General features: G+C 66.3%; 20 protein-coding genes. 8 read left to right on the top strand and 12 right to left on the bottom strand.

Annotation, left to right across the window (positions count from 1 at the left end):
* The first annotated feature begins 101 nt into the window (after positions 1 to 101).
* From AC1DRD_RS01070 to AC1DRD_RS01050, 5 genes are read left to right on the top strand one after another with little or no spacing between them, the layout of a single operon-like run.
* Positions 102 to 1,232: a DegT/DnrJ/EryC1/StrS family aminotransferase gene (locus AC1DRD_RS01070; RefSeq protein ID WP_478039676.1), complete on the top strand. Its 1,131-nt coding sequence runs from the start codon at positions 102 to 104 to the stop codon at positions 1,230 to 1,232.
* Entirely contained in the window at positions 1,229 to 2,068 is an 840-nt protein-coding gene (locus AC1DRD_RS01065; RefSeq protein WP_478039675.1) for a transketolase, read from the top strand. Before AC1DRD_RS01070 ends, AC1DRD_RS01065 begins: the two co-directional genes overlap by 4 nt.
* A complete protein-coding gene (locus AC1DRD_RS01060) occupies positions 2,061 to 2,969 on the top strand; it encodes a transketolase family protein (protein WP_478032756.1) in 909 nt (302 codons plus the stop codon). Before AC1DRD_RS01065 ends, AC1DRD_RS01060 begins: the two co-directional genes overlap by 8 nt.
* Complete coding sequence (locus AC1DRD_RS01055; protein WP_478032757.1) at positions 2,969 to 3,685, top strand: sugar transferase; 717 nt, start codon at positions 2,969 to 2,971, stop codon at positions 3,683 to 3,685. Before AC1DRD_RS01060 ends, AC1DRD_RS01055 begins: the two co-directional genes overlap by 1 nt.
* The gene (locus AC1DRD_RS01050; protein WP_478040599.1) at positions 3,685 to 4,212 is read left to right on the top strand and encodes a GNAT family N-acetyltransferase; all 528 of its coding nucleotides are present in this window, start codon (positions 3,685 to 3,687) and stop codon (positions 4,210 to 4,212) included. Before AC1DRD_RS01055 ends, AC1DRD_RS01050 begins: the two co-directional genes overlap by 1 nt.
* On the opposite strand, the gene AC1DRD_RS01045 is transcribed toward AC1DRD_RS01050, so the two are convergent.
* The 6 genes from AC1DRD_RS01045 to AC1DRD_RS01020 are packed head-to-tail and all read right to left on the bottom strand — an operon-like array spanning position 4,199 to position 11,514.
* Positions 4,199 to 5,383: a hypothetical protein gene (locus AC1DRD_RS01045; RefSeq protein WP_478039673.1), complete on the bottom strand. Its 1,185-nt coding sequence runs from the start codon at positions 5,381 to 5,383 to the stop codon at positions 4,199 to 4,201. The genes AC1DRD_RS01050 and AC1DRD_RS01045 overlap by 14 nt on opposite strands.
* Positions 5,384 to 5,395: 12 nt before the next feature.
* Positions 5,396 to 7,597: a GumC family protein gene (locus AC1DRD_RS01040; protein WP_478040598.1), complete on the bottom strand. Its 2,202-nt coding sequence runs from the start codon at positions 7,595 to 7,597 to the stop codon at positions 5,396 to 5,398.
* Complete coding sequence (locus tag AC1DRD_RS01035) at positions 7,597 to 8,322, bottom strand: polysaccharide biosynthesis/export family protein (RefSeq protein WP_478039671.1); 726 nt, start codon at positions 8,320 to 8,322, stop codon at positions 7,597 to 7,599. Before AC1DRD_RS01035 ends, AC1DRD_RS01040 begins: the two co-directional genes overlap by 1 nt.
* Positions 8,319 to 9,779: a hypothetical protein gene (locus tag AC1DRD_RS01030; protein WP_478039669.1), complete on the bottom strand. Its 1,461-nt coding sequence runs from the start codon at positions 9,777 to 9,779 to the stop codon at positions 8,319 to 8,321. Before AC1DRD_RS01030 ends, AC1DRD_RS01035 begins: the two co-directional genes overlap by 4 nt.
* Positions 9,779 to 10,834, bottom strand: a complete 1,056-nt coding sequence (locus AC1DRD_RS01025; RefSeq protein ID WP_478039667.1) for an amidohydrolase family protein — start codon at positions 10,832 to 10,834, stop codon at positions 9,779 to 9,781. The genes AC1DRD_RS01030 and AC1DRD_RS01025 overlap by 1 nt, the downstream gene beginning before the upstream one ends.
* A 2-nt stretch (positions 10,835 to 10,836) precedes the next feature.
* Positions 10,837 to 11,514 carry a class I SAM-dependent methyltransferase gene (locus AC1DRD_RS01020; protein WP_478039665.1) on the bottom strand — a complete coding sequence of 226 codons (678 nt, stop codon included), beginning with the start codon at positions 11,512 to 11,514 and terminating at the stop codon, positions 10,837 to 10,839.
* Positions 11,515 to 11,711: 197 nt separating this feature from the next.
* On the opposite strand from AC1DRD_RS01020, the gene AC1DRD_RS01015 reads away from it, so the two are divergent.
* From AC1DRD_RS01015 to AC1DRD_RS01005, 3 genes are all read left to right on the top strand, one after another.
* Complete coding sequence (locus tag AC1DRD_RS01015; protein ID WP_478039663.1) at positions 11,712 to 11,969, top strand: hypothetical protein; 258 nt, start codon at positions 11,712 to 11,714, stop codon at positions 11,967 to 11,969.
* Positions 11,970 to 12,036: 67 nt separating this feature from the next.
* Positions 12,037 to 13,398 carry an O-antigen ligase family protein gene (locus AC1DRD_RS01010; protein WP_478039662.1) on the top strand — a complete coding sequence of 454 codons (1,362 nt, stop codon included), beginning with the start codon at positions 12,037 to 12,039 and terminating at the stop codon, positions 13,396 to 13,398.
* Positions 13,395 to 14,093, top strand: a complete 699-nt coding sequence (locus AC1DRD_RS01005) for a TylF/MycF/NovP-related O-methyltransferase (RefSeq protein WP_478039660.1) — start codon at positions 13,395 to 13,397, stop codon at positions 14,091 to 14,093. The genes AC1DRD_RS01010 and AC1DRD_RS01005 overlap by 4 nt, the downstream gene beginning before the upstream one ends.
* Here AC1DRD_RS01005 and AC1DRD_RS01000 read toward each other — a convergent pair whose 3' ends face one another.
* The 6 genes from AC1DRD_RS01000 to AC1DRD_RS00975 all read right to left on the bottom strand — a co-directional run bounded on the left by AC1DRD_RS01000 (position 14,094) and on the right by AC1DRD_RS00975 (position 20,928).
* The gene (locus AC1DRD_RS01000) at positions 14,094 to 14,444 is read right to left on the bottom strand and encodes a cupredoxin domain-containing protein (protein WP_478039658.1); all 351 of its coding nucleotides are present in this window, start codon (positions 14,442 to 14,444) and stop codon (positions 14,094 to 14,096) included. It lies immediately after the preceding gene.
* Positions 14,445 to 14,515: 71 nt separating this feature from the next.
* On the bottom strand, positions 14,516 to 15,268 hold the full coding sequence (locus AC1DRD_RS00995) for a TorF family putative porin (RefSeq protein ID WP_478039656.1): 753 nt from the start codon (positions 15,266 to 15,268) through the stop codon (positions 14,516 to 14,518).
* On the bottom strand, positions 15,222 to 16,481 hold the full coding sequence (locus AC1DRD_RS00990) for a S8 family peptidase (RefSeq protein WP_478039654.1): 1,260 nt from the start codon (positions 16,479 to 16,481) through the stop codon (positions 15,222 to 15,224). The genes AC1DRD_RS00995 and AC1DRD_RS00990 overlap by 47 nt, the downstream gene beginning before the upstream one ends.
* Positions 16,478 to 16,672 (bottom strand): hypothetical protein, encoded by a 195-nt coding sequence (locus AC1DRD_RS00985; RefSeq protein ID WP_478039652.1) that lies wholly within the window; start codon positions 16,670 to 16,672, stop codon positions 16,478 to 16,480. The genes AC1DRD_RS00990 and AC1DRD_RS00985 overlap by 4 nt, the downstream gene beginning before the upstream one ends.
* 445 nt (positions 16,673 to 17,117) lie before the next feature.
* Positions 17,118 to 18,341, bottom strand: coding sequence for an NAD(P)/FAD-dependent oxidoreductase (locus tag AC1DRD_RS00980; RefSeq protein ID WP_478039651.1), 1,224 nt, complete (start codon positions 18,339 to 18,341; stop codon positions 17,118 to 17,120).
* 139 nt (positions 18,342 to 18,480) lie between these two features.
* Positions 18,481 to 20,928 (bottom strand): TonB-dependent receptor, encoded by a 2,448-nt coding sequence (locus AC1DRD_RS00975; protein ID WP_478039649.1) that lies wholly within the window; start codon positions 20,926 to 20,928, stop codon positions 18,481 to 18,483.
* Between the last annotated feature and the right edge of the window lie 133 nt (positions 20,929 to 21,061).

Below are 21,061 nucleotides of genomic sequence, written 5' to 3'. Positions count from 1 at the left end.
CGCCGATCCGGCCCGCGTTGAACCGCGACCGGGTAACCAGGCACCAATTCCGTAGTCGGCGGGCCATGCCCCGTTAGTGCGCGGTAAGGGGTTGCGAGTTCATGTCATTGCGGGAGCTTCCAGTCCCGTTCTTCGACTGGAAGGCACTCTATGCCGAGCGTGCCGAAGAATATCGCCGGATCGTTGACGAGACCGCATCGGCGGGCGGATTCATCCTGCAAGCGGCGGTCGACGCGTTCGAGGCGGCGCTCGCGGCCTATCTGGGCGTACGCCACGCGATCGGCCTGTCGGACTGCACTAATGCGATGCTGCTGGGCCTGCGCGCGTCGGGTCTCAAGCCGGGCGACGAAGTGATCATGCCCGGCCATGGCTTCATCGCGGCGGCGCAATCGATCCATTTCGCCGGCGGGACGGTGGTGCCCGTGGAACTGAAGGACCACGACTGGCTAATCGATCCCGACGCAATCCGCGCCGCGATCACGCCCTATACCCGCGCGATCATGGCAGTGCACGTCAACGGGCGGGTCTGCGACATGGCAGCGATCCGGGCGATTGCCGACGATCGCGGCCTGCTGGTGGTTGAGGACGCGGCGCAGGCGCTCGGCGCGACGATCGACGGCGTGCCGGCCGGCAGGTTCGGCCAATGGGGAGCGTTCAGTTTCTATCCGTCCAAGACTTTGGGCTGTTTCGGCGATGCCGGCGCGCTGGTCACCGACGACGATGCCATCGCCGAGCGCGTCCGGGCGATGCGCAACCATGGCGCCGGGCCCGACAAGATCATCCCGGCGGACTGCGCGATCTGGGGGACCAATGCCCGCATCGACAATCTCCACGCCGCGATCCTGACCTATAAGCTCGGCTGGTACGATCAGGCGATCGCCCGGCGACGCGCGATCGCCGCACGTTATCACGATGCGTTCAACGGGATTGCCGAGCTCGATTTGCCACCCTCGCCCGACGCCGATCCCACGCGGTTCGATGTCTTTCAGAATTACGAGATGTGCTGCGACCGCCGCGACAAGCTGCGCGTCCATCTGACCAATCTCGGGATCGGCACGATCGTGCAATGGGGCGGGACGGGTATCCACCAATTCCGCAACCTAGGGCTCGAACGGCTGCTGCCGCGTACCGACCGCTTCTTCGCACGATCGCTGCTGATCCCGATGAACCATTTGCTGAGCGATGCGCAGGTCGGCCGTGTCATCGACGGCGTGCGGGGGTTCTTCGCATGAAGATCGAGCCGATCGCGCCGCCCGATACGGTCGACCTCGCGCTCCGATTGCGCCGCCACGTGGTGCGCATGTGCAGCCGCGGCGGCAGCTCGCATGTCGGATCGTGCCTGTCGATGGCCGACATCATCGCGGTGCTTTACGGCGATACGCTGCGCGTCGATCCGACCGACTCGAGCTGGGCCGGCCGCGACCGGTTCATCCTGTCCAAGGGCCATGCCGGGGCGTGCGTCTATGCGGCGCTTGCCGAGCGCGGGTTCTTCCCGCTCGCCGATCTCGACCACCATTATGCCAACGGCTCCAGCCTGTCGGGCCATGTCAGCCACAAGGGCGTCGCCGGGGTCGAACTCTCGACCGGTTCGCTCGGCCATGGCCTGGGCATCGGCGCGGGTATGGCATTCCAGCTGCGCCGAATGGGCGGCGACCAGCGCGTCTATGTCGTACTGAGCGACGGCGAATGCGACGAGGGGTCGAATTGGGAAGCGATCCTGTTCGCCGCGCACCATCGCCTGGGCAATTTGTGCGCGGTCGTCGACTACAACAAATTGCAGAGTATCGCGCCCGTCGCCGAGACGATCGCGCTCGAACCCTTTGCCGACAAATGGCGCGCATTCGGCTGGGCGGTCGAGCGGATCGACGGGCACGATCATCAGGCGCTCAAGGCCGCCCTCGCGCGCTCCACACAAACCGACCGACCCAGCTGCATCATCGCCGATACGATCAAGGGCCGCGGTGTCTCGTTCATGGAGAACCAGGTGCTGTGGCATTATCGCTCGCCGCAGGGCGAGGAATTCGCCGCGGCGATGCGCGAACTGGGCGTGGAGGCGCGCGATGCGTGACGCGTTCGTCCGCGCGCTGACCGAGCTCGCCGGCGAGGATCCGCGCGTGCTGCTGGTCAATGGCGATCTGGGCTTCGGCGTCCTGACCGACTTTATCGAGCGCTTCCCCGGCAATTACGTCAATGCCGGGGTCGCCGAGCAGAACATGACCGCGATCGCGTGCGGCGCGGCGCTGACCGGCGCGCGCAGCTATACCTATTCGATCGGCAATTTCCCGACGCTGCGGTGCCTCGAACAATTGCGCAACGACGTCTGCTACCATCATGCCGACGTCACCGTGGTCGCGGTCGGCGGCGGCTTTTCCTACGGCCAGCTCGGCATGTCGCATTTCGCGACCGAGGACCTCGCGATCCTGCGCGCGCTGCCCGATATGACCGTCGTCGCACCCTCGGATCCGTGGCAGGCCTATGCACTGGCCCGCCAGCTCCATGCGCGCGGCGGGCCCGCCTATCTCAGGATCGACAAGAGCCGCGCCGGATTGCCCGAAGGCCACGTCATCCTGGGCGAGGCTCGGCAGGTGCGCGATGGCGATGACGCGGTGATCTTCGCGACCGGCGGCATCCTGGGTGAAGCGGTCGCCGCCGCCGATACGCTTGCCGCGGAGGGCGCGGCGGTGCGCGTGATCGACGTCCACACGATCAAGCCGCTCGACGCCGCCGCCATTTGCGATGCCGCGCGCATTTGCGGCCATGTCGTCACGCTCGAGGAGCACAATATCGTCGGCGGGCTCGGCGCGGCGGTCGCCGAGGCCTGTCTCGATGGCGGTGTCGCGTTGCGCAGCTTCCAGCGCCTCGGCCTGGCCGACTGCTTCCCCGACATCGTCGGCGACCAGGCCTGGCTGCGCGCGCGCTACGGCATGGATCGCGCCGCGGTGCTCGCCGCACTCCGGGCGGTTCTGTGATGGCCAAGCGCGCGTTCGACGTCGTCGTTTCAGTCGTCTTGCTCGCCCTGGCGTCGCCGGTCCTCGCGGTCGCGATGCTCGCGATATGGCTGCAGGACGGCCAGTCGCCGCTCCATCGCGGGGTTCGCGTCGGCCGCGGCAATCGCGACTTTAGGATGATCAAGCTCCGATCGATGGCGGTGGATGCCGAAGCGCTCGGCGGCACGTCGACCGCGCGCGGCGATCCGCGCATCACCCCGCTAGGCCGCAAGCTGCGTTGCTGGAAGATCGACGAGCTGCCGCAATTCTGGAACGTGCTGATCGGCGAGATGAGCCTGGTCGGTCCGCGCCCCAACACGCGCCGGGGCGGCGTCGATCGCTACACGTCGGCCGAATTGAAACTGCTCGAAATCCGCCCCGGCATTACCGATTTGTCCTCGATCGTTTTCGCTGACGAAGGCGATATCATCGACAGCGCGGCCGATCCCGATTCCGCCTATGACATCTTGATCAGGCCGTGGAAGAGCCGGTTGGGCCTGCTCTACATCGAGCGTGGCGACATCTCCACCGACCTGCACTTGCTCTGGCTGACCGCGCTGGCGATCGTCGCGCGGCCTGCCGCGTTGCGCGGGGTCGATGCGATCCTGGCACGATGGGGCGCCGATCCCGAACTGCGCCGCGTTTGCGCACGATCGGCGCCATTACCGGTCGCTCAGCCGCGGGAGCCGGCGACGTGATGATATTCTTCAGCCACGGGCCGAGCGATCCGCCGCCGCCGCTCCTGCGCCTGCCGCCCGACATGACCTTGCGCCGCTGGCAAGCGGGCAAGCCCGGTCTACCCCCGCGCGGATCGCGCACCCCGGTGAATTTCGTCTGGTGGCTGCTCAACCGGTTGGGCTTCTTCGCAACCGATGAGTTCACCGAGCTCACGGTCTGGCACGGCGGAACCCTGGTCCATCGCCTGCTGGTAACGCCACGTTGGCACCGCTTGCCGTTCATGACGCCCGACGATCTCGAAGTCGGCAATATCTGGACCAGACCCGATGCGCGCGGCCAGAAACTGGCGCCAACGGTCATCGGCGAAGCGCATCGCCTGTTCGGCGATCGCGAGCGGCGGTGGTGGTGGTTGACCGACGACGACAATGCGGCGTCGATCGCGAGTGCGACGCGCTGCAATTACCGCCGGCTCGGGACAGGCTACAAGACGCGCCCGCTCGGCATCGCCCTGTGGGGTCAGTACCGGTTCAAGCCTATCGCCGAGTGATCGCCACCGATGCGACAGCGCCTGTCCGCTCGCCCGAGGTGCCGCCGGGACGCAGCGTCAATGTCAGCCATTGCCCTTCACATCCCGCCGGGACGGCGACGTCCATGGCTGCCGCGGCGCTCGACGCTGACGGCACGTCCAGCCGAGCGAGTGTCGCACCGCCCTGCACGCCACAGGTCAACGACCAATAAGGCGCGTCGTTCGGTATCGCCGACGCCGCCATCGTGGTCAGCCGATAATTGCCCGGGGGAAGCAGCAGCAATTGCGCCGCGACCTGCCCTCCCCGGCCCGGCTCCGACCGCCAGCCAAGCGCAGCGTGGCCGTCGGCGATGCTGCGCTCAGCCCCGATGTCGCCGCGTTCGGTGAGGCTCCAGCCGAAAGGATAGCTTCCGGTCGCGTCAGCAAAGCCACCGTCGACGACCAGGCGCGGCTGTGCTTTCCCGCTCGAGAAGGCAGCACGCACCCGGCCCGCCAATGCGAAGCGGCGCTCGTCCACCAACCGCGCGATCAAGGCGCGATCGACGCCATTGCCGGTAACCAGACCGCGGTCTCGCATGTGCAGAAGCACGGCCGCCGCTCCGTCGCTATCGCCATTGGCGACTGCATAATTCAGGAACATCAGCCGCCAGTCGCTCGGCCGGTCGAGCATTCGCGCGATCGGCGCGACCAGGCCGGGGTCGCTCGTCGCGCCGGCCAGCACCGGGAACAAAGTTGGCGCCGCTGCCGCCGTGGTCCGGAGCGCCACGTCGAAGTCGCGCAGCGCATGGCCGACATCGCCGCGATCGACCGAGCGCTGGATCAGCCACAATCGGGTCGGCAGGCTGCGCCGGCTGATCGCGTCGGACAGGTCGAATAATTGCGCCGCACGCGCTGGGTTGCGCGCCGCCTCGACGTCGACCGCGCGAAACTCGATCGCGGCATTCTGGGTAAGATCGCGCGCGAGCGTCGCCTGGGTCAGCGCGCGGATCGACGGATCGGTCGCGCCGCGGCCGTCCTCGACCAGCTTGCGCGCGGCCGCCATCGCGATCCGCGCATCGTAGGGGGCCACGCGTGCGGCAGCGACCGGATCGCTCCGCACCAACCACTGCGCGGTTCCGGCTTGGACGATTCCCGCCGCCGCCACCAGGGCGCCGGCGACGATCGCACCACGCCAGACCATCGGCGACGGCATCAGGCGCTCGACCTAGCGGCCATAGCCATATTCATAGCCGTATCCGTAGCCGTAGCCGAGATGCGCGCGCTTCGCCTCAAACTTGGTGAGGACGGCGCCGAGCACATTGGCGTGCGCGGTTGCCAGGCGGTTGAGCGCGTTGCGCACCACGCCCGCCTGGGTCGAACGCGCCTCGACGACGAAAATCACCGCTTCCACCGCCGAGGCGACCAGCGGCGCATCGGCCAGGCCGATCACCGGCGGCGAGTCGACGATGACATGGTCGAACCGCTCCTGCAGCCGTTCGATGAGCACCCGCAGCCGCTCGCCGGTCAGCAGATCGGCGGCGTTGGGCGGCGGCGGCCCCGCCGGCATCACGCTCAACCCTTCGTGGCTGGTGGCGTGAATCGAGGCGTCGAGAGTGTCGCTGCCGGCCAGGAAGTTGCTGACCCCAGCCTCGTTTGCGACCCCGAACGCGGAGTGGACTGACGGTGAGCGCAGATCGGCATCAACCAGCACGACTTTGCGATGCGCGCGCGCCAGCGACTGGGCGAGTGCGGTCGCGGTGGTCGATTTGCCTTCGCGCGGCCGCGTGCTGGTGACCGCAAGCGACCGTGGCATGCCGCGCGCCGTCGACAGTTCGAGATTGGCCTGGACCGCCAGATAGGCTTCGACCAACGGCGAGCGCGGGTCCTCGAGCGCGTCCAGCGGTCCCCCGCTCTTCACCTTGGGCAAGGTGCCGAGCAATGGCAGGCCGAGCTTTTCCTGCGCTTCGCCCGGATCGCCGATCCCTTCGTCGATCTGTTCGAGTGCGGCGGCGAGCGCAACGCCGGCCAGCCCACCCGCGAAGATCGACAGCAACAGATTGATCATCAGGCTGGGCCGCGACGGCCGGTCGGGCAATTTGGCGGCGTCGACCACCGCGATATTGTTATTCTCGATCCCGCCGGCGACGCCGATCTCCTTATAGCGCTGCAGCAGCGCGCTATAGAGTTCGCGGTTGGTGTCGGCATCGCGCTGATAGATATTGTACTGGATGCTGCGCTGGCGGAGATCGGTGAGGTTGCCCTTGAGCGCTTCGACCCGCGCTTGCAGCGCGCGTTCGCGGCCCAATGCCGAGGCATAGGATTGTTGCAGCGATGTGCGCACGCGCCCCTCTTCGGCCGCGATCGCGGTATCGAGCACCTGGACTTGCGATTCGAGTGCTTTGGCCGGCGGGTATTTGGGTTCGAACTGCGACAGCAATTTGGCATATTCGGACGCGGCCTCGGCGCGTTTCTGGCGAAGGTCGCCGATCGCCTGGCTCCCTAGCGCCTCGCTGCTCGATCCCGGCTGGCGCGCCGCGGCGAGCCGGGCCTGCGCCTCGATCCGCTCGGCGGTTGCGGTGGCGAGCGCCGCATTGAGCGTGGTGATGTCGTCGGTCAGCAACGAGCGATCGCCGCCGACCGCGCTTCCGGCGCCGTCCTTGCCCGAACTCACCGCCGGCAGGTTGATGATCCCCTGGTTGGCGGCATAGCCGACCGCCTGGCGTTCCGATTCCTCGAGTTTCTGGCGCAATTGCTCGAGCCGCGTTTCGAGGAACTGCCGGGCATAATCCGACGCCGCGAACCGGCGTTCGAGATTGCCGTCGATGAAATCCTTGCTCCACGTCTGCGCGATCCGCTGCGACCAGAAGGGGTCGGGCGTCTCCGCGGTGACGTCGACCAGCCGCGATCCGCGCACCGGCGCGATGCCGACATGGTCGAGCAGGATCCGGCCCGCCAATTCCACGCGCTTGCCGCGCCGCGCCTGGCTGTTCACGTCCGCGGCATTGCCGTCGAACAGATCATTGCGGCCGAACAGCTTGAAGAAATCGCGATTGTCGACCGCGCCGAGATCGCGCGCGACGCGCTCGGACAGCTCCTTGGTCTGGAGCAGACCATATTGGGTCTGGTAGAATTCCTGGTCGCCGATGCTGACGTCGCGTTCGACGCTGTCGATATTGGTGACGCGCGCGGTGTCGCGCGAAATCTCCAGCCGCGCGGTCGAGCTGTACTGGCGCGTCATCACCGACGTGACCAGCAGCCCGGCGAGCGCGCCTGCCCCGACGCCACCCAGCAGCACCCAGCGCCAGCGCGTTACCGCGCGGATCAGTCGGCGCAACGGCGGCGTGCGTTGCGCGGCGGGCGGGCCGCCATCCCCTGCGCCGGTCAGTAGCTGGACCTGGCCCAGCATTCGGGGCGAAATCGAATCCATCACCTTATGCGCTCCAGCCCGAGGATCAGCGGCGTCGTCAGCAACGGCGCCACCTGGAGGAATTTCTGGAACATCCGCCGCGCGTTCGAATCGCCCACGATGATCACGTCGTTGGCGTAGATCTTGGGATCGGGGTACAGCCCGCGCCGGATCGCGCCGAGATTGTAGAGCGCGGCGAGCGGCTTGCCCTCGACCGTGCGGAACACGACGACGTCGTCCATCCGGGCGAATTCGCCGACCCCCTTGGCGGTCGCGACTGCGCGCATCAGCGTGATGTTGCCGATCGCCGGATAGCTGCCTGGTTGGGTGACCTGGCCATCGACGGTGAAGACCTGGCTGGTGGTCTCCTCCAGGTTCACCGTGATCTGCGGGTCGCGGACATAGATGCCGCGCAGCCGCTTATCGATCGCGAGCGCGAGCTCCTTGGGGGTCTGGCCGGAAGCGTCGATCTCACCCACTAGCGGCATCGACAGATGCCCGGCGGCATCGGTCTGGAACGTGCCACTCAGCTCGGGCACGCCGAACACCGCGATGTTGAGCTTGTCGAGCGGGCCGACGCGATACGGCGTCGTCCCGGCGACAAGATCGGCACCGCCCGGCGGGGGCAAATCCTTGAGCGCGGTCACCGCCATCGGCTCGGCCGTCTCGCCGAGCCGTGGACCGTTGGAGCATCCCGCCAGCGCCAGCGCGCCCGCGATAAGCGCCAGGATCGCGCGCGCGGTCACAGATGGATCCTCAACGCGAGCTGGAACACGGTCTGCGCCTGGAACGGGTTGATCCCGAGATCGGTGGCGCGGACGCCGCGCTTGCTGCGGACGTTGAGTGCCTCGGCAAGGACCGTCACCCGGTTGGTCAGATTGTAGCGCGCGGCGACGGTCGACGACCAGCCGTCCTCATTGTCGAGCGGCGACATCTCGCTGCCATGTTCGCGCGTGTTGAACGCCTCGACCCGCGCGCTGATCGCGAGCTTGTCGCCGATCCGCCGCGTCACCATCGCATAAGCCGAATTGAAATAGGTGTGGACCCAGGGGACGCCGTTCTCCTCGAACCCCATGATCGTCGAGCCGCTCATGCCCTGGATCAGCAGCTTGGTATTGGCGCCGAGGTCGGCGTTGATCCCCAGGTTCCAGAAGCGCGTCCGCCAGCCCCATTGCCCGGTCGGCTTGAACGCCTCCGGATTACCGCGATTGTCGTAATAGAACAGCGCCACGCCGAACGGCCAGGGCGGCCGCCAATCGAGCCGCGCGTAGAAGCCGGGACGGTTGTCGAGTTCGATCGTCGAGCGCGTCCGGTCTTCCTGCAACAGCTTGATGAACGAATTGAGCGGTGGCAGCGGGAAATGGCCGAACCCGGTCGCTTTCTCGTCGTGCAGCGCCCAGCCGCGGAACGACAGCAAGGTGCCCGACGTGTCGTTGCCCGCGAACACGCCGCCGGTGAACGACAATTCGTGCTGGCCCAGGCTGGCGCGCAAGGTGCCCTCGACGCCCAGGACCTTCACTTCCTCGCCGACCCAGGAATTGATCGTCGAGGGCGTGATCGTGTTGACCACGCTCCACGCACCGCCGGTCGAGTGTTCGAGCGAGATTTCGGGCCACATCAATCCGGCGCGCGCCTGGAAGCCGATTTTGCCCGATTGCTGGGGCAGAAAGTTCACGAACGCCTCGATCAGGTCGAACTTGTTTTCCTGATCGCGCTGCCACGCACCCGAAACGTTGGCGCTGAGCGAAGGCGTGAAGCGCGGCAGCCAGATCAGATCGGCTTCGACCGGCACGGCATAAGCGCGATAGTCGCCATTCTGCGTCCCCTGGAACCGCGTCTTGCCCAGGCCGCCGTTCGTGAACGACTTCTCGCCATTGGCGACCGCGAGCCGCGCGTCGAGCAGGATCGAGATGGTGTTCTTCGACAGGATATCGGTGCGCGGCATCGACGGCGCGGCATCGGGCGGCAGTGCCGCCGCATCGGTCGCCGTGACCGGTTGGGTGCCGTCCGCGGGCGCATTAGTCGCGCTGTCGGTGGGCACATCCTGCGGCGTCGGGACAGGAGTTGCCGACGGCGCGGGCGTCGCGTTCGGTGCCGGCGCGGCGTTAGGATCGGGTGCGGTCTGCGCGGCGGCGGGGACCGCTGTCATCGCCGCCAGGACAAACGCGCCGGCCGAGCCAAGGCGGAACGCAACAAACTTCATCAATACCTCCCGGATGCCGGTTCTGGGGTGCGTGCGTTGGTCCAGCGCACCACCGTGCCGATGGTCATTTCGATGCCGTGGTCGGCGTGGATGCCGAGACTTGGCGCAAGGTCGGGGCACGCCACCCGCACTGCCCCGTTGGCGACGACAAGCAGCACATCCGCCGCACGCGCCTCGACCAGCGGACGGCGCAGCAGGATCAAATCGGCGCGGTTGCCCGGATCGAGCGCGGGCGGATCGAGGCCGAGCCGCGTGGCCGCGACCGCGCCCACCGCGCCTTCGAGCCGCGCGTCGCTCAACCCGCCGATCGCACGCGCACAAGCCAGTTCGTCGAGCAGGTCGCCCGCCCCGGTCAGCAGCGAATCGCTGCCGAGCAGCACGTCGATCCCGTCGTCGAGTAATGCTGCCGGCGCGGTGCGGCCGAACAGGAAAAGGTTGGAACTCGGGCACCAGACAAGCGCCGCGCCCGACGCCCGGAACCGGGCCACGCCATCGGAATCCATGCCGACGCCGTGCACCGCGATCAGATCGCGTGTGAGCAGCCCCTTCGCCGCGATTGCTCGGACTTCATCGGCAGCGGCCTCATCGACGCCTTCGGCCAGGTGCAGGCCGAACCGCTCGCCCTTCTCCACGCCGTCCAGGTCGGGAGTCATGCCGAGCGAATCCGCGCTGGCGAGCGGCACCACGCGGATCGGAAAATCGCGGTCGAAAGCGTCTTCCCACGCGTCGTGATGGACGACCGAGGTGACGCCGGCGAACAGATTCTTCCACGCGCCCGCCAGCAACGCCTCTCGCCGTGGCCGCGCGCGGCCGTGCGCGATGCGGCGGCGATAGCGCGTCTGGATGTCGCGGGCCCATTGATAGGCGTTGCCATAGCCGGGCCGCCCCAGCCGCCCGTAATGGTTGCGATGGAGATGATCGTGCGCGTTGATCAGGCCCGGCCGCACCTCCGCATCGGGGCAATCAAGGACGATGTCGAACCGCCCTTCCGCCGCGACGATGCGCTCGCCCTCGATCGCGACGGCGCAGTTGCGGGCATTGACAAGCATCCGCATCCTCAGCCCTCCCGCCGAAAAGCGAGCGCGAGCACGACCGGGAGGTCGAGATGCTCGCTATACAGCGCGCCGCGCCCGGCGGCTTCGTAGAGCGGCCGGACGGCGGGACCGATCACCGCCTCGCGCGTCGCCACCGGGACAAGCCCGACGGCACGCGCCGCGCCGGCATGTGCCGACAGATCGTGGACGTGATGCTCGACCTCGTGCACGCCTTCATCATCGCGGAAAGTGCGGCGGTGCCCGGCGGCATGCGCCTCGGCATGGAAATCGCTGACCAGGATCATCCCGCCCGGCGCGGTGACGCGCGCCAGCTCGGCATAAGCGCGGTCGATCGCCGGCAAATGCCCCAGCACCAGCCGGCACCAGACCACGTCGAAATAGCGATCCGGAAAGGGCAAATGGCGGACGTCTCCGACCAGCGTCCTGACGCCCGGCATGACCGCGCCGCGTCCGATCCCGGCATCGAGCATTTCGGGACTAAGGTCGATCCCGACCGCCTCGGCCGCGCCGCAATCGATCAGGCGACGGCCGACCCCGCAGCCGACGTCGAGCAGTCGCTTGTCGGCAAGCGGCGGACTGATCGGGGCGACGAGCTGATCCTCGAGCAGGCTGATCGCCGTCTCGCGCGCATACATCGGCGCCCATCGCCGATATCCGTCGCGTGCGCTCAACGCCGGCATGCGGGCCGCCTCAGAAAAGACCGGTTGCTGATGAGACGCACCCTTTTCACCCCAATTGCTGCCCCATCTGTTCCCGGCGCGACGGACGGGGTTCAACGCGCGGATTTTTGCACGGCGGCGTTGAACCCTGCCCACCCCCGACGGCACTGATGATTGGTTCGCGTTGGGCGAGCCGCGCAGAAAAGGGGTGTGCATCAATGCGCCTGAGCAACGTCATCGCCGCCACCGCGGCCCTTTCGCTGATCGCCGTTCCGACCATCGCCGCGGCATCGCCCGCCAATCCGGCGGCCAAGCTGTCGCTCGCCAACAAGGACGTCCGCGCGGGCGCCAAGGTTAAGGGCAACAAAGCGAGCGGCGGTGGGTCGGGTTTCCTTTATGCCGGCCTCGCCATCGCGGTGGTCGTGGTCGCCGCGGTTGCGCTGGGGCACAACGGCAGCAAGCCCGCCAGCTCGTAAACGATCTCCAGCGGGTGGTCGGGAATAGCGGCCGTCGCGCCGCTATTCCCATCGCGAGGGGCAGGCATTGGCCACACAGAGAGCCGCTAGCCGATACGGGCAGCGCTATCGCCTGATCGTCGCCATCGCGCTGCTGGTGGCGCTCGCCGCGCTGGGGGGCGCGTCGCGATACGATGAGGACCAGCAGATGCTGGCTCGCCTCGCCGCTATCGCCGCGATCGTCGCCAGCTTGTGGCCGCTCGAGATCGAGACGTTGCGACGGCGTAAACGGCTGCTGGCGATGATCGCCGCGGCTTATGGCCTGGTCCTGCTCCAGCTGATCCCGTTGCCGCCGTCGCTCTGGGCAATGCTGCCCGGGCACGACATCTATGCGCGGATCGCCGTGGCGAGCGGGGCGGTGCGCTGGCGGCCGCTCAGCCTGACTCCCGACCTCACAATCAACACGCTCGGTGCGCTATTGCCGGCGACCGCGGCAACGCTCGTCGCTCTGTATTGCGACAGCCGCTCGCGAATTTGGCTCGCCTGGGCTGTGGTCACGATCGCGTTGGTCAGCGCACTCGCCGGGCTGATCCAGCTTGCGCCCGGTGGCGGCGCGCTGCGTTTCTATCGCGAAAGCAGCGAGAATGCCCCGATCGGGCTGTTGGCCAACCGCAATCACCAGGCCGCGTTGATGGCCTGCGCGCTGCCGTTTGTCGCCGCATTGGCGGGCCTGTGGTTGCGGCGGGGCGGCCGGCCGCGCGTGGTGGCTGGTGCCACATTGATCGCGGTCGCCCTGTTGCTGTTCGGCGGCATCGCCACGGGATCGAGGATGGGGCTACTGCTCGTCGCGATTGGGCTCGGCGCCGGCCTGTGGGCCTATGCCGCGACAGGCCAGCGGCTGGTGCCGGTTCGTCGCCTGCACTGGGCGGGCGTCGCCGCAGTGCTGATCGGAGCGACCGCAACCACTGCCGCCGCCGCCATGCACAGTGGCGCGGTCGATCGGCTGATGCATACCGACCCTGCCAGCGAAAGCCGCGCCGCGATAGTCGGGCCGTTGTTGCGCACCGCGCGCGCGTTCCTGCCCTGGGGCGCCGGTTTCGGGTCGTTCAGCGACGTCTATCGCCGCTTCGAGCCCGATGCCTTGCTGTCGACCATCTATATGAACCAGGCGCATAACGAGCCGCTGCAGCTCGCGATCGAGGGCGGCGTACCCGCGCTGATGCTGCTCGGCCTGTTCGTCTGGTGGTGGGCGCGTACCGCGGTCGCCATCGTGCGGACGCGCGAGTCGGTGACACGCCGGACGCTAGGCATTGCCGCGATCGGCATGACGGTCATCCTGATGGCGTCGAGCCTGGTCGACTATCCGCTGCGGACGCCCCTGCTCGGCGCGCTGTTCGCGATCGCCGCGATGATGATGCTACGCGCGGCGCCGGCCCCGGTCCGGCCATGACGCCTCGGCAAGGCTGGCGTGGCCTGCCGGGGCGGGCGCTACGCACGCTCGTCGCCTCGCGCGGCGCGATCATGGCGCCGCTTGGCGCGGGCTGGGAAGCCGAACTGCCGCTGATCCGCGCGACGCGGCGGCTGGTGCCGATGCTGTTGAGCGACGCGGCGGCATTGCAGATCCTGATCGCGGTGCGCGCCGCGCGACGGCTCGACGGCGCGATGGCCGAGGCCGGCGTGTTCCACGGCGGCAGCGCGCGGCTGATCTGCCATGCCAAGGGCGATACGTCCCTCCATCTGTTCGACGTGTTCGAGACGCTGCAAGCTGCCGATGCCGCCATGACGAGCGGCGACGCAGCGACGGTGCGCGACCATTTCAGGACGACGCATGGCCAACGATCAGCGGTCGAAGCGCTGCTCGCTCCTTATCCTGCCGTGCACGTCCACGCCGGCGTTTTCCCGGAAACCGCCGATGCGGTTGCCGACGAGCGCTTCGCATTCGTCCATCTCGACCTCGACCTGCCTGGCGCCACGCGCGACGCGCTCGACTTCTTCCATCCGCGGCTGATGCCCGGTGGGATCCTGATCGGCGACGATTATGCCGATCGCGAGGTGCGCGAGATGTTCGGGACGTTCTTCGCCGACCGCCCCGACACCCTGATCGAATTGCCTTGGGGTCAGGTGATGGTGGTCAGGCAGGGCTGATCATTTGGCCGCGACCTTGAGCGTACCGCGCATCATCGAATGGAAGATGCAATAGAATGGGATGGTGCCGGCTTTCTGCAGCGTCATCCGCCCGCTCTGCCCCGGCGCGATGCGCAGGTCGAAGCTGTGGTCGCGTGCGGTCACCGTATGCGGGACGGAGTCGCGATTGACCCAGACGATCGTGTCGCCCACCTTGGCGCCGCCGGGCAGCGCCCCGTAATTCATGTTCGCCATGACCACCGTATATTGCTTCGCCGCCGTCTGTGAGGTGGCGGCAACCGTCACCGACAGCGCGCCGAGCGCAGCGCCGACCCGCGCCATCCTGAACATCATCGTCGTGCGAACACCCATGGGGCCCGATCCTTCCAGCTGGTTTCTGGAAGGTTGATGCCGCCCGGGCCACTAAAGGTTTAAGCCGCGTGTCAGAAACTCCAGCTCGCACCAGCGGTCAGGGCGAGTTTGCTGTGGAGCTCGCCGGAATAATATTCCTTTCCCGGGCCCCCGCCCGACAGCGCGGCATGGAGGTCGAAATTCCCGAGTTCGCGCGACACGCCCGCGCGCCAGTCATACCGTGCCTCGCGGCCAGGAATATATCGCGCCGGCGTCGTGAGATAGACGAGCGACCCCAGATGGCCAGTGAGTCGCCAGTGCTCTGCCGGCCTGATCGTGGCTTCGACCTCTCCGTAAAGCGTCGAAACACCGGACTGATAATAATCGGGTGAATAATAAAGGCGCGCCGAAAACGGATCGGAGGCTAGGCCGAGATAGATTTCGGTATAATCGTGCGCGCGACTTTTGCGATCGGGAGCGCGATATTGGCTACGCGTCACGCCGGCGTCGATCGACAGCTTCTGGTTCAACCGTCGGACATAGCCGATATTGCCCTGAACCCCGAGGAACAGCGGATCGTCATGGCCGATCTCGCCCGTGGCGGACAGGTTGAGATAGACCCCGCTGTCGTCGTCATAGCCGATCTGCGCGGTCGCCACCGGCCGCCCGGCGCTGAGCGAATAGCCGCGCAGGCGATAATCGCTCTCGATGTCGACGCTGCCGCTGACCTGGGCGAATGCGGGGGTTGCGGCGAAGGAAGAAAGCGACAGGGCGGCCAGCGCACCAAGGCGTCTGGCGCTAGCGCCGTCCCGCGAGCCGGTGGTCGATCGCGCACGAGCAATCACAGGCCGGCGACGTCCCGACCAGGGTCGCGCAGGCGTCGATCGCGCCGCCCGCCATGCGGTTCAGCGCGATCCGTGTCGCGCGGCCGCTGGACTGGCGCACCAGCGCGATCAGCCCGCTGACATGCGCGACCGCATAGGAACTGCCATTGACGAGGTACCATTTACCCCCCGGTTGTGTCGTCGGCACGTCGCGGCCGGGCGCAATGTACACGCGCGCGGGCAAAGACTGCAAAGATTCGTCGGCGACGGCGATGACGCCGGGCAAGGATGCGGGGAATCCTCCCTGGGGCAGCGACGGATCGAATGCCGCGACCACAGAGACGTTGCGCGATATCGCGATGGCGATCAGCCGGGCGAGTAGCGGGTCTGCCGGCCCGGCGAGGCTGAGGTTGATCACCTCGGCATTGTGGTCGATCGCGAATTGCAGCGCGCGCGCCAGGCTRAGRCTGTTGCAAAGCGTAGGGCCGGCGGCGGTCTGCCAGCACGCCCGCAACGCCATCATCCGCGCGTCGGGCGCGATCCCGGCGATGCCGATGCCGTTTCCCGCCTTGGCACCGACGATGCCGGCRACGCCGGTGCCATGCGCCTCGCTGGGGACGGTGCGGCGCCCGGAATCAGGATTGGCGACGAAATCGAGATTGGCGGTGAACTGGCCGGCAAGGTCGGGATGCGCAACGTCGATCTTGCTGTCGATGATGGCGACGGAAACGTTGCGGCCGGTGGCGATGCGGTGGAGGTCGGCGAGCCGCCAGGCTATGGCGGCGGGCTCGGCCCGAAAGAGAGGGTCGTTGAGCGCGGCCCCGGCGGGCGAGCCGCGCGCCTGGTACAGTTGCAGCGGCTGCGACCAGGCGACCCCCGGCTCCTTCGACACCTGGGCGATCGCCGCGTCGAGCGCCCTGCCATCGGGCACGCGCATGACATAGCAATCGACCCCGATCAGCGGCATCGGCCAGCCATCGACCAGCTTCAGCCCGTTGCGCCGCGCGATTCCTGCCGCCATGCGCCGCCGCGCGGCCATCGCCGTCGTGTCACCGTAACTGCCGCCGTAGCTCCCGCCGGGCCGGTAATGCGGCGGCGCCATCTTGAGCATCACCAGGATCTGGCGATCGGCGTCGGCGGTCGGCCGCTCCTGCGTATGGCCCGGCGTCACCACGCCGAGCGCGGCGGCACCGCACAAGGCCAGGCAGAGCCGGAACCATCCGCGCCAGGTCATGGCTGCGATCCAGGGTCGATCGGCTCGGCCAGCACGACCTGCGGCGTGGCGCGCAGGCCGTCGATCGCCTGGCCCCGGCGATCGGGGGCAATCCGCACGACATAGGCACCGGTCGCGGTCGGGCCATCGACGACGCGCGCGCCTGCCTTGGTCAGCGCGGCGCGCAGGTCGACGTCGCGGGCCGCTATCAACCTGACCTCACCTTCACCATCCGCCGCCGCACCCATGATACCGGGTTTGTGTCGGAGCTACATCGGATAGTTCATGACGTGATACGGCACTGTCAGACCAACGAGGGCAGGTAATAGCGAGCGCGGATGAGCCGCAAATCCAGAGCGCCGCGATGGACGAGCTAGGCAATCGAGACAAACGGGAGGTCGGGCGCCGGGCCAACAACAGGGTCGAAAATAGCCACCTATCCTTTCCGCGACGAGAGCGAACGATGCTCCGATCCCAACGAATAAAGTCGCTACAGAAGTTCGCTTCGGTCCATGCTAACGTCCGCAACCATTTCCAGGTACAGTACCGAAAGCGCTTGGCAAACATCTGGGCGAAGCCGGTGAGCTCTCCTATCCGACCGCATAAAATTCGGCTCCTCGAGACCGAGCCGCTGTATTGCCAAGTCATTCTGCCTGGCTAAGCGACTATCGCCTTCAGCGGGATCGAGACATCCGCGAGGATTTCAGGGCTGGCGACAGCCCCGGTTTCCACAAGCTTGCGGCCCTGAACATAGTCCCTGGTCGCGTTGACGCAGTCCAACGCAATCACCTTGCCCTTGCGAAGATGGACCACGGAAAAGCTGCCCGTCGCGGGTTCACCGCGCATGACGGCCAGATCGTGACCGATCGATAATCCGATCGTTTGAAGTTTGAGGTCGTACTGGTTCGACCAGAACCAAGGCACCGCTTCGTACGCCGTCGCCTCACCCAGGATCGTCTTGGCCGCGACCGTTGCTTGGTCGGTCGCATTTTGCACCGATTCGAGTCTCAATTCGATGCCCCCGGCAAAACGATTGGCGTGGAGCGCGCAATCGCCGACCGCATAGATGTCGGGAAGCGACGTGCGGCATTGTGCATCGACAAATACCCCGTTTCCACCCATGGCGCCTGCGGCGAGGAGCGGTTCGACCGCGGGGACAATGCCGATGCCGACCACGACCAGATCGGCGGCTACGACCGAACCGTCAGACAATCGCACTCCGGAGACAGCACCGTCGCCGACGATATTGTCGACCGTCACATCGAGGCGGACATCGATGCCGTGCGCGCGATGCTGGCCTTCATAGAAGCGCGACAAATCATGCCCGGCGACACGCGCCATGACGCGGTCGAGCGCCTCGATCAGCACGACCTTTTTGCCGAACTTCGCGAGCACCGCGGCTGCCTCGAGGCCGATGAACCCCCCGCCTATGACCGCGGCGTTCGTGACCGCCGGCAGTTCGGCCATCATTCGGTCGGCATCGGCGCGCGTCCGCACGGTATGCACCCCTGCCAGATCGTGGCCATCGCAGGTCAACCGCCGGGCTCTGCCACCAGTCGCCCAGACCAGACTGCCATAACTGATGTTGACGCCATCCGCCGTGGTTACCTGATGACCGACGGGATCGACCCGATCGACGCGGTGACCGAGCAGCATGTTGACGTCCCGTTCGATCCAGAAGCTCGGCTGGCGGATTAAGATGCGCTCGAACGACTTGTCGCCTGCGAGATACTCCTTCGACAGCGGCGGGCGTTCATAGGGAAGGTCAGGCTCGTCGCCGACAATGGCAATCGAACCGGCAAACCTGCCCTGCCGCAGCGCGATCGCCGCCTGTGCACCGCCATGACCGGCGCCGACAATAAGGACGTCATAGTGGGTCAAGAGCTTGTACCAGTGTCAATTTGAGGTGAGCCGCAGGTCCTGACGATCGCCCGGCCCCGCCCAACCATCTTGTTCACCTGAAAGAGCCGCAGAACGACCCGGCTCAGATACGTAGCCGAGCCGTTTTGCATGCTCGCCTTTAGAACTTGAACGAGAGTTCCGCTCCGATGGTGCGAGGCTCACCAACGATCACCGTGTTGAAGCCGCCCGAATTACCTTCGACATAGCCGGCTTGGTAATAGAGCCGGTTGAACACATTCTTGGCATAGACGGAGGCGGATAGCTTGCTTCCCAGAATGTCCTCCCAGCCCAGCCGCAGCGCCACCGTCGTATAGCCCTTTACCTTGGTCCCAGGCGTCAACGACTCGTTGTTGTTCGAGAAGAACGACGAGGATTGAGAGAAGGAGTCGGCTCGCAAATGGACGCGACCGTATCTATCGGGAACGGGCAGCGTCAGATCGGCGTATAGCGACCCCGATATGTGCGGCGCGTCGGGATAGGAATCGAACGGAACCGTATACCCCGGCACGCCGGTCTGCCGTGACAGATCGACAATGTTCCTGGTGTATTTCGCATCCGTATAGGCGCCGGAAAAGCCCAGTTTGAGCCAATCGACCAGGCTGATGTCGCCATCGACCTCGACGCCCTTGATCGTCGCCTGCGGGACGTTGACCGTAAAGGCGGAAGGTGCCCCGGCAACCACTGCGTAGATCGAATGCTGCGCATTGGTCACGATCTGATCGTAGAGCGCGATATTGAAATGGGCGCGCTTCCCGGCGACCGATCCGTTGAACTTATAGCCCAGCTCGAAATCGTGCGTGTATTCGTTCTTGAAGAAGTTCACGAGATTGTACGGTACGACGGCGCCGTTGAAATTGCCCGACCGGAAGCTGCCGCGCTGCGTGAAATAGATCTGGTTTTCCGGATTGAACTGCCACTGAAGGTTGAAATTCCAGCTCGGCGCTTGAAGATCCACCAGCTCGTGGGGGAAATTGGGCGCAAAGACGTGGTCCGCATAAGGCGTCTCCCCCACCGTCTCCCACGTATAGCGACCGCCCGCCGTGATGCTCAGGCCCCGGACCGCGTCGGACAGATCATAGGTCACCTGCGCGTAAAGCGCGCGCGACTCATCAGTGCCGCGGGTATGGTAAAGCACCTGGCCAAGCGGAGCGGCGAGTTCGCCACCGACGATGACCGGAATGCCTTCTTCCTTGGTCTGGTAATTGTAGAAACCGCCAATGATGAACTTCAGTCTGCCGTTGGCGGCCTGACCCTGGATCTGCATTTCTTCCGACAGGCTGGTGTTCCTGAACAGTTCGCCGCCCGGCGGCCCCTTGAAGGCGCCCGTGGAGTTATAGAGATCGAGTGAGGCGAAGGGGGAGCCGCTCAAGATGCCCGGAGTCCTGGCGTAGCTGGACTGATATCCGAAGATATTCTTGAACGTCGTCGTGCTGTCCAGATTGATCGTGGTCGTGTTCTGCACGAAGTAATTGTCCGCGTCGTGCGGCAGGTCGTAGGACAGGTAGATGTCGTAGGGATGCGCTTTTTGATAAGCGAGATAGCCCGCCACGGCGCCCGGGAAGGTCCCCGGTCCCGGCGGGCCGTCGCCGACGCCCGGGAAGAAGCCGTTGCCGTACACCGTGTCGAGCGTCGTCGTCAGCGCATAGCCGTTGTTGGTCTGGCCGAGCTTGTAATAGGAATATAGTTGGCTCGCCGCCTCGTTGCCGCCGAATTTGCTATATTGGAACACCGTCACGTTCTTGATGTCGTTGGTCGGCTTGAACACCACCGAGATGCGACCGGATTTGTTGTCGATGTTGCCCAGCGTGCCGCCGGCAAGGCGGTTGCGCACATATCCGTCCTGGCGTTGATAATCGCCCGCGATGCGAATGAGCAGGACGTCGGAAATCAACGGGATGTCGACCGCGCCCTGAACCTGACGCAGGTTCCGCTCGCCGCCGCGGACGGTGAGATAGCCGCCAAAGTCATTGCCGGGCAGATTCGACGTGTACAGGACGGCGCCGCCCGTCGCGTTGCGGCCGAACAACGTCCCCTGCGGCCCTTTGAGGACCTGGACCGACGAAAAGTCATAGAAAGACGTCGCCGAATTGCCGCCGCCGAACGGAACTTCGTTCAGATACGTCAGCACGGCGGGACTGGCGCCGGAGAACGGGTCGAGAGTCTGTCCGCGAAGCGTGAAGCTCAATTGGTTCTGATTCTGGCCGTTCTTCACGACCAGGCCCGGCACGAGCGCGGCAAGATCCTGCTCTCTCGTGACGACGCGGTCGCGGAGCGTATCGCTGCTCAGCGCCGTGATCGACAACGGCACTTTCGAGAGCGATTCCTCGCGGCGGGTCGCGGTAACGATGATGTCGTCGGACGTAGGCGCTGCCACCTGATCTTTCGCGGCGGGCGCCGGCGCGGTCTGTTGCGACGGCGGGCTGGCCGGCGCTGTTGCTGGACTCGACTGGGCAAAGGCCGGCGCGCTGCTGATCGCGGCGAGCGCGATTGCCGCCGTCATCGTCGACGAGCGGAACTGGCCGGACAGGCGCCCCTTTTCCGATACGGATAGCGGCCGAAGTGTCATCGGAATGGTCCCTTCCCTGATCATCATGTCTCTCCTCGTGGTTCTTTTTTCTTTTTGGTCGGGCATCACGCGGTGCTGACTAGGTTCAGCAGCCCGGCTCGACCGCGCCTTCTGCGAGGCTCAATGGTGCGTT

The organism is Sphingomonas sp. P4_G2 (assembly GCF_056401155.1).
Note: the sequence above shows the minus strand (reverse complement) of the source record. Positions and strands in the feature narration are given on the sequence as shown.

Coding starts and splice junctions, on each gene's coding strand:
- AC1DRD_RS01070 (WP_478039676.1), top strand. CDS start 102: ATGTCATTGCGGGAGCTTCCAGTCCCGTTCTTCGACTGGAAGGCACTC.
- AC1DRD_RS01065 (WP_478039675.1), top strand. CDS start 1,229: ATGAAGATCGAGCCGATCGCGCCGCCCGATACGGTCGACCTCGCGCTC.
- AC1DRD_RS01060 (WP_478032756.1), top strand. CDS start 2,061: ATGCGTGACGCGTTCGTCCGCGCGCTGACCGAGCTCGCCGGCGAGGAT.
- AC1DRD_RS01055 (WP_478032757.1), top strand. CDS start 2,969: ATGGCCAAGCGCGCGTTCGACGTCGTCGTTTCAGTCGTCTTGCTCGCC.
- AC1DRD_RS01050 (WP_478040599.1), top strand. CDS start 3,685: ATGATATTCTTCAGCCACGGGCCGAGCGATCCGCCGCCGCCGCTCCTG.
- AC1DRD_RS01045 (WP_478039673.1), bottom strand. CDS start 5,383: ATGCCGTCGCCGATGGTCTGGCGTGGTGCGATCGTCGCCGGCGCCCTG.
- AC1DRD_RS01040 (WP_478040598.1), bottom strand. CDS start 7,597: ATGGATTCGATTTCGCCCCGAATGCTGGGCCAGGTCCAGCTACTGACC.
- AC1DRD_RS01030 (WP_478039669.1), bottom strand. CDS start 9,779: ATGAAGTTTGTTGCGTTCCGCCTTGGCTCGGCCGGCGCGTTTGTCCTG.
- AC1DRD_RS01025 (WP_478039667.1), bottom strand. CDS start 10,834: ATGCGGATGCTTGTCAATGCCCGCAACTGCGCCGTCGCGATCGAGGGC.
- AC1DRD_RS01020 (WP_478039665.1), bottom strand. CDS start 11,514: ATGCCGGCGTTGAGCGCACGCGACGGATATCGGCGATGGGCGCCGATG.
- AC1DRD_RS01015 (WP_478039663.1), top strand. CDS start 11,712: ATGCGCCTGAGCAACGTCATCGCCGCCACCGCGGCCCTTTCGCTGATC.
- AC1DRD_RS01005 (WP_478039660.1), top strand. CDS start 13,395: ATGACGCCTCGGCAAGGCTGGCGTGGCCTGCCGGGGCGGGCGCTACGC.
- AC1DRD_RS01000 (WP_478039658.1), bottom strand. CDS start 14,444: ATGGGTGTTCGCACGACGATGATGTTCAGGATGGCGCGGGTCGGCGCT.
- AC1DRD_RS00975 (WP_478039649.1), bottom strand. CDS start 20,928: ATGACACTTCGGCCGCTATCCGTATCGGAAAAGGGGCGCCTGTCCGGC.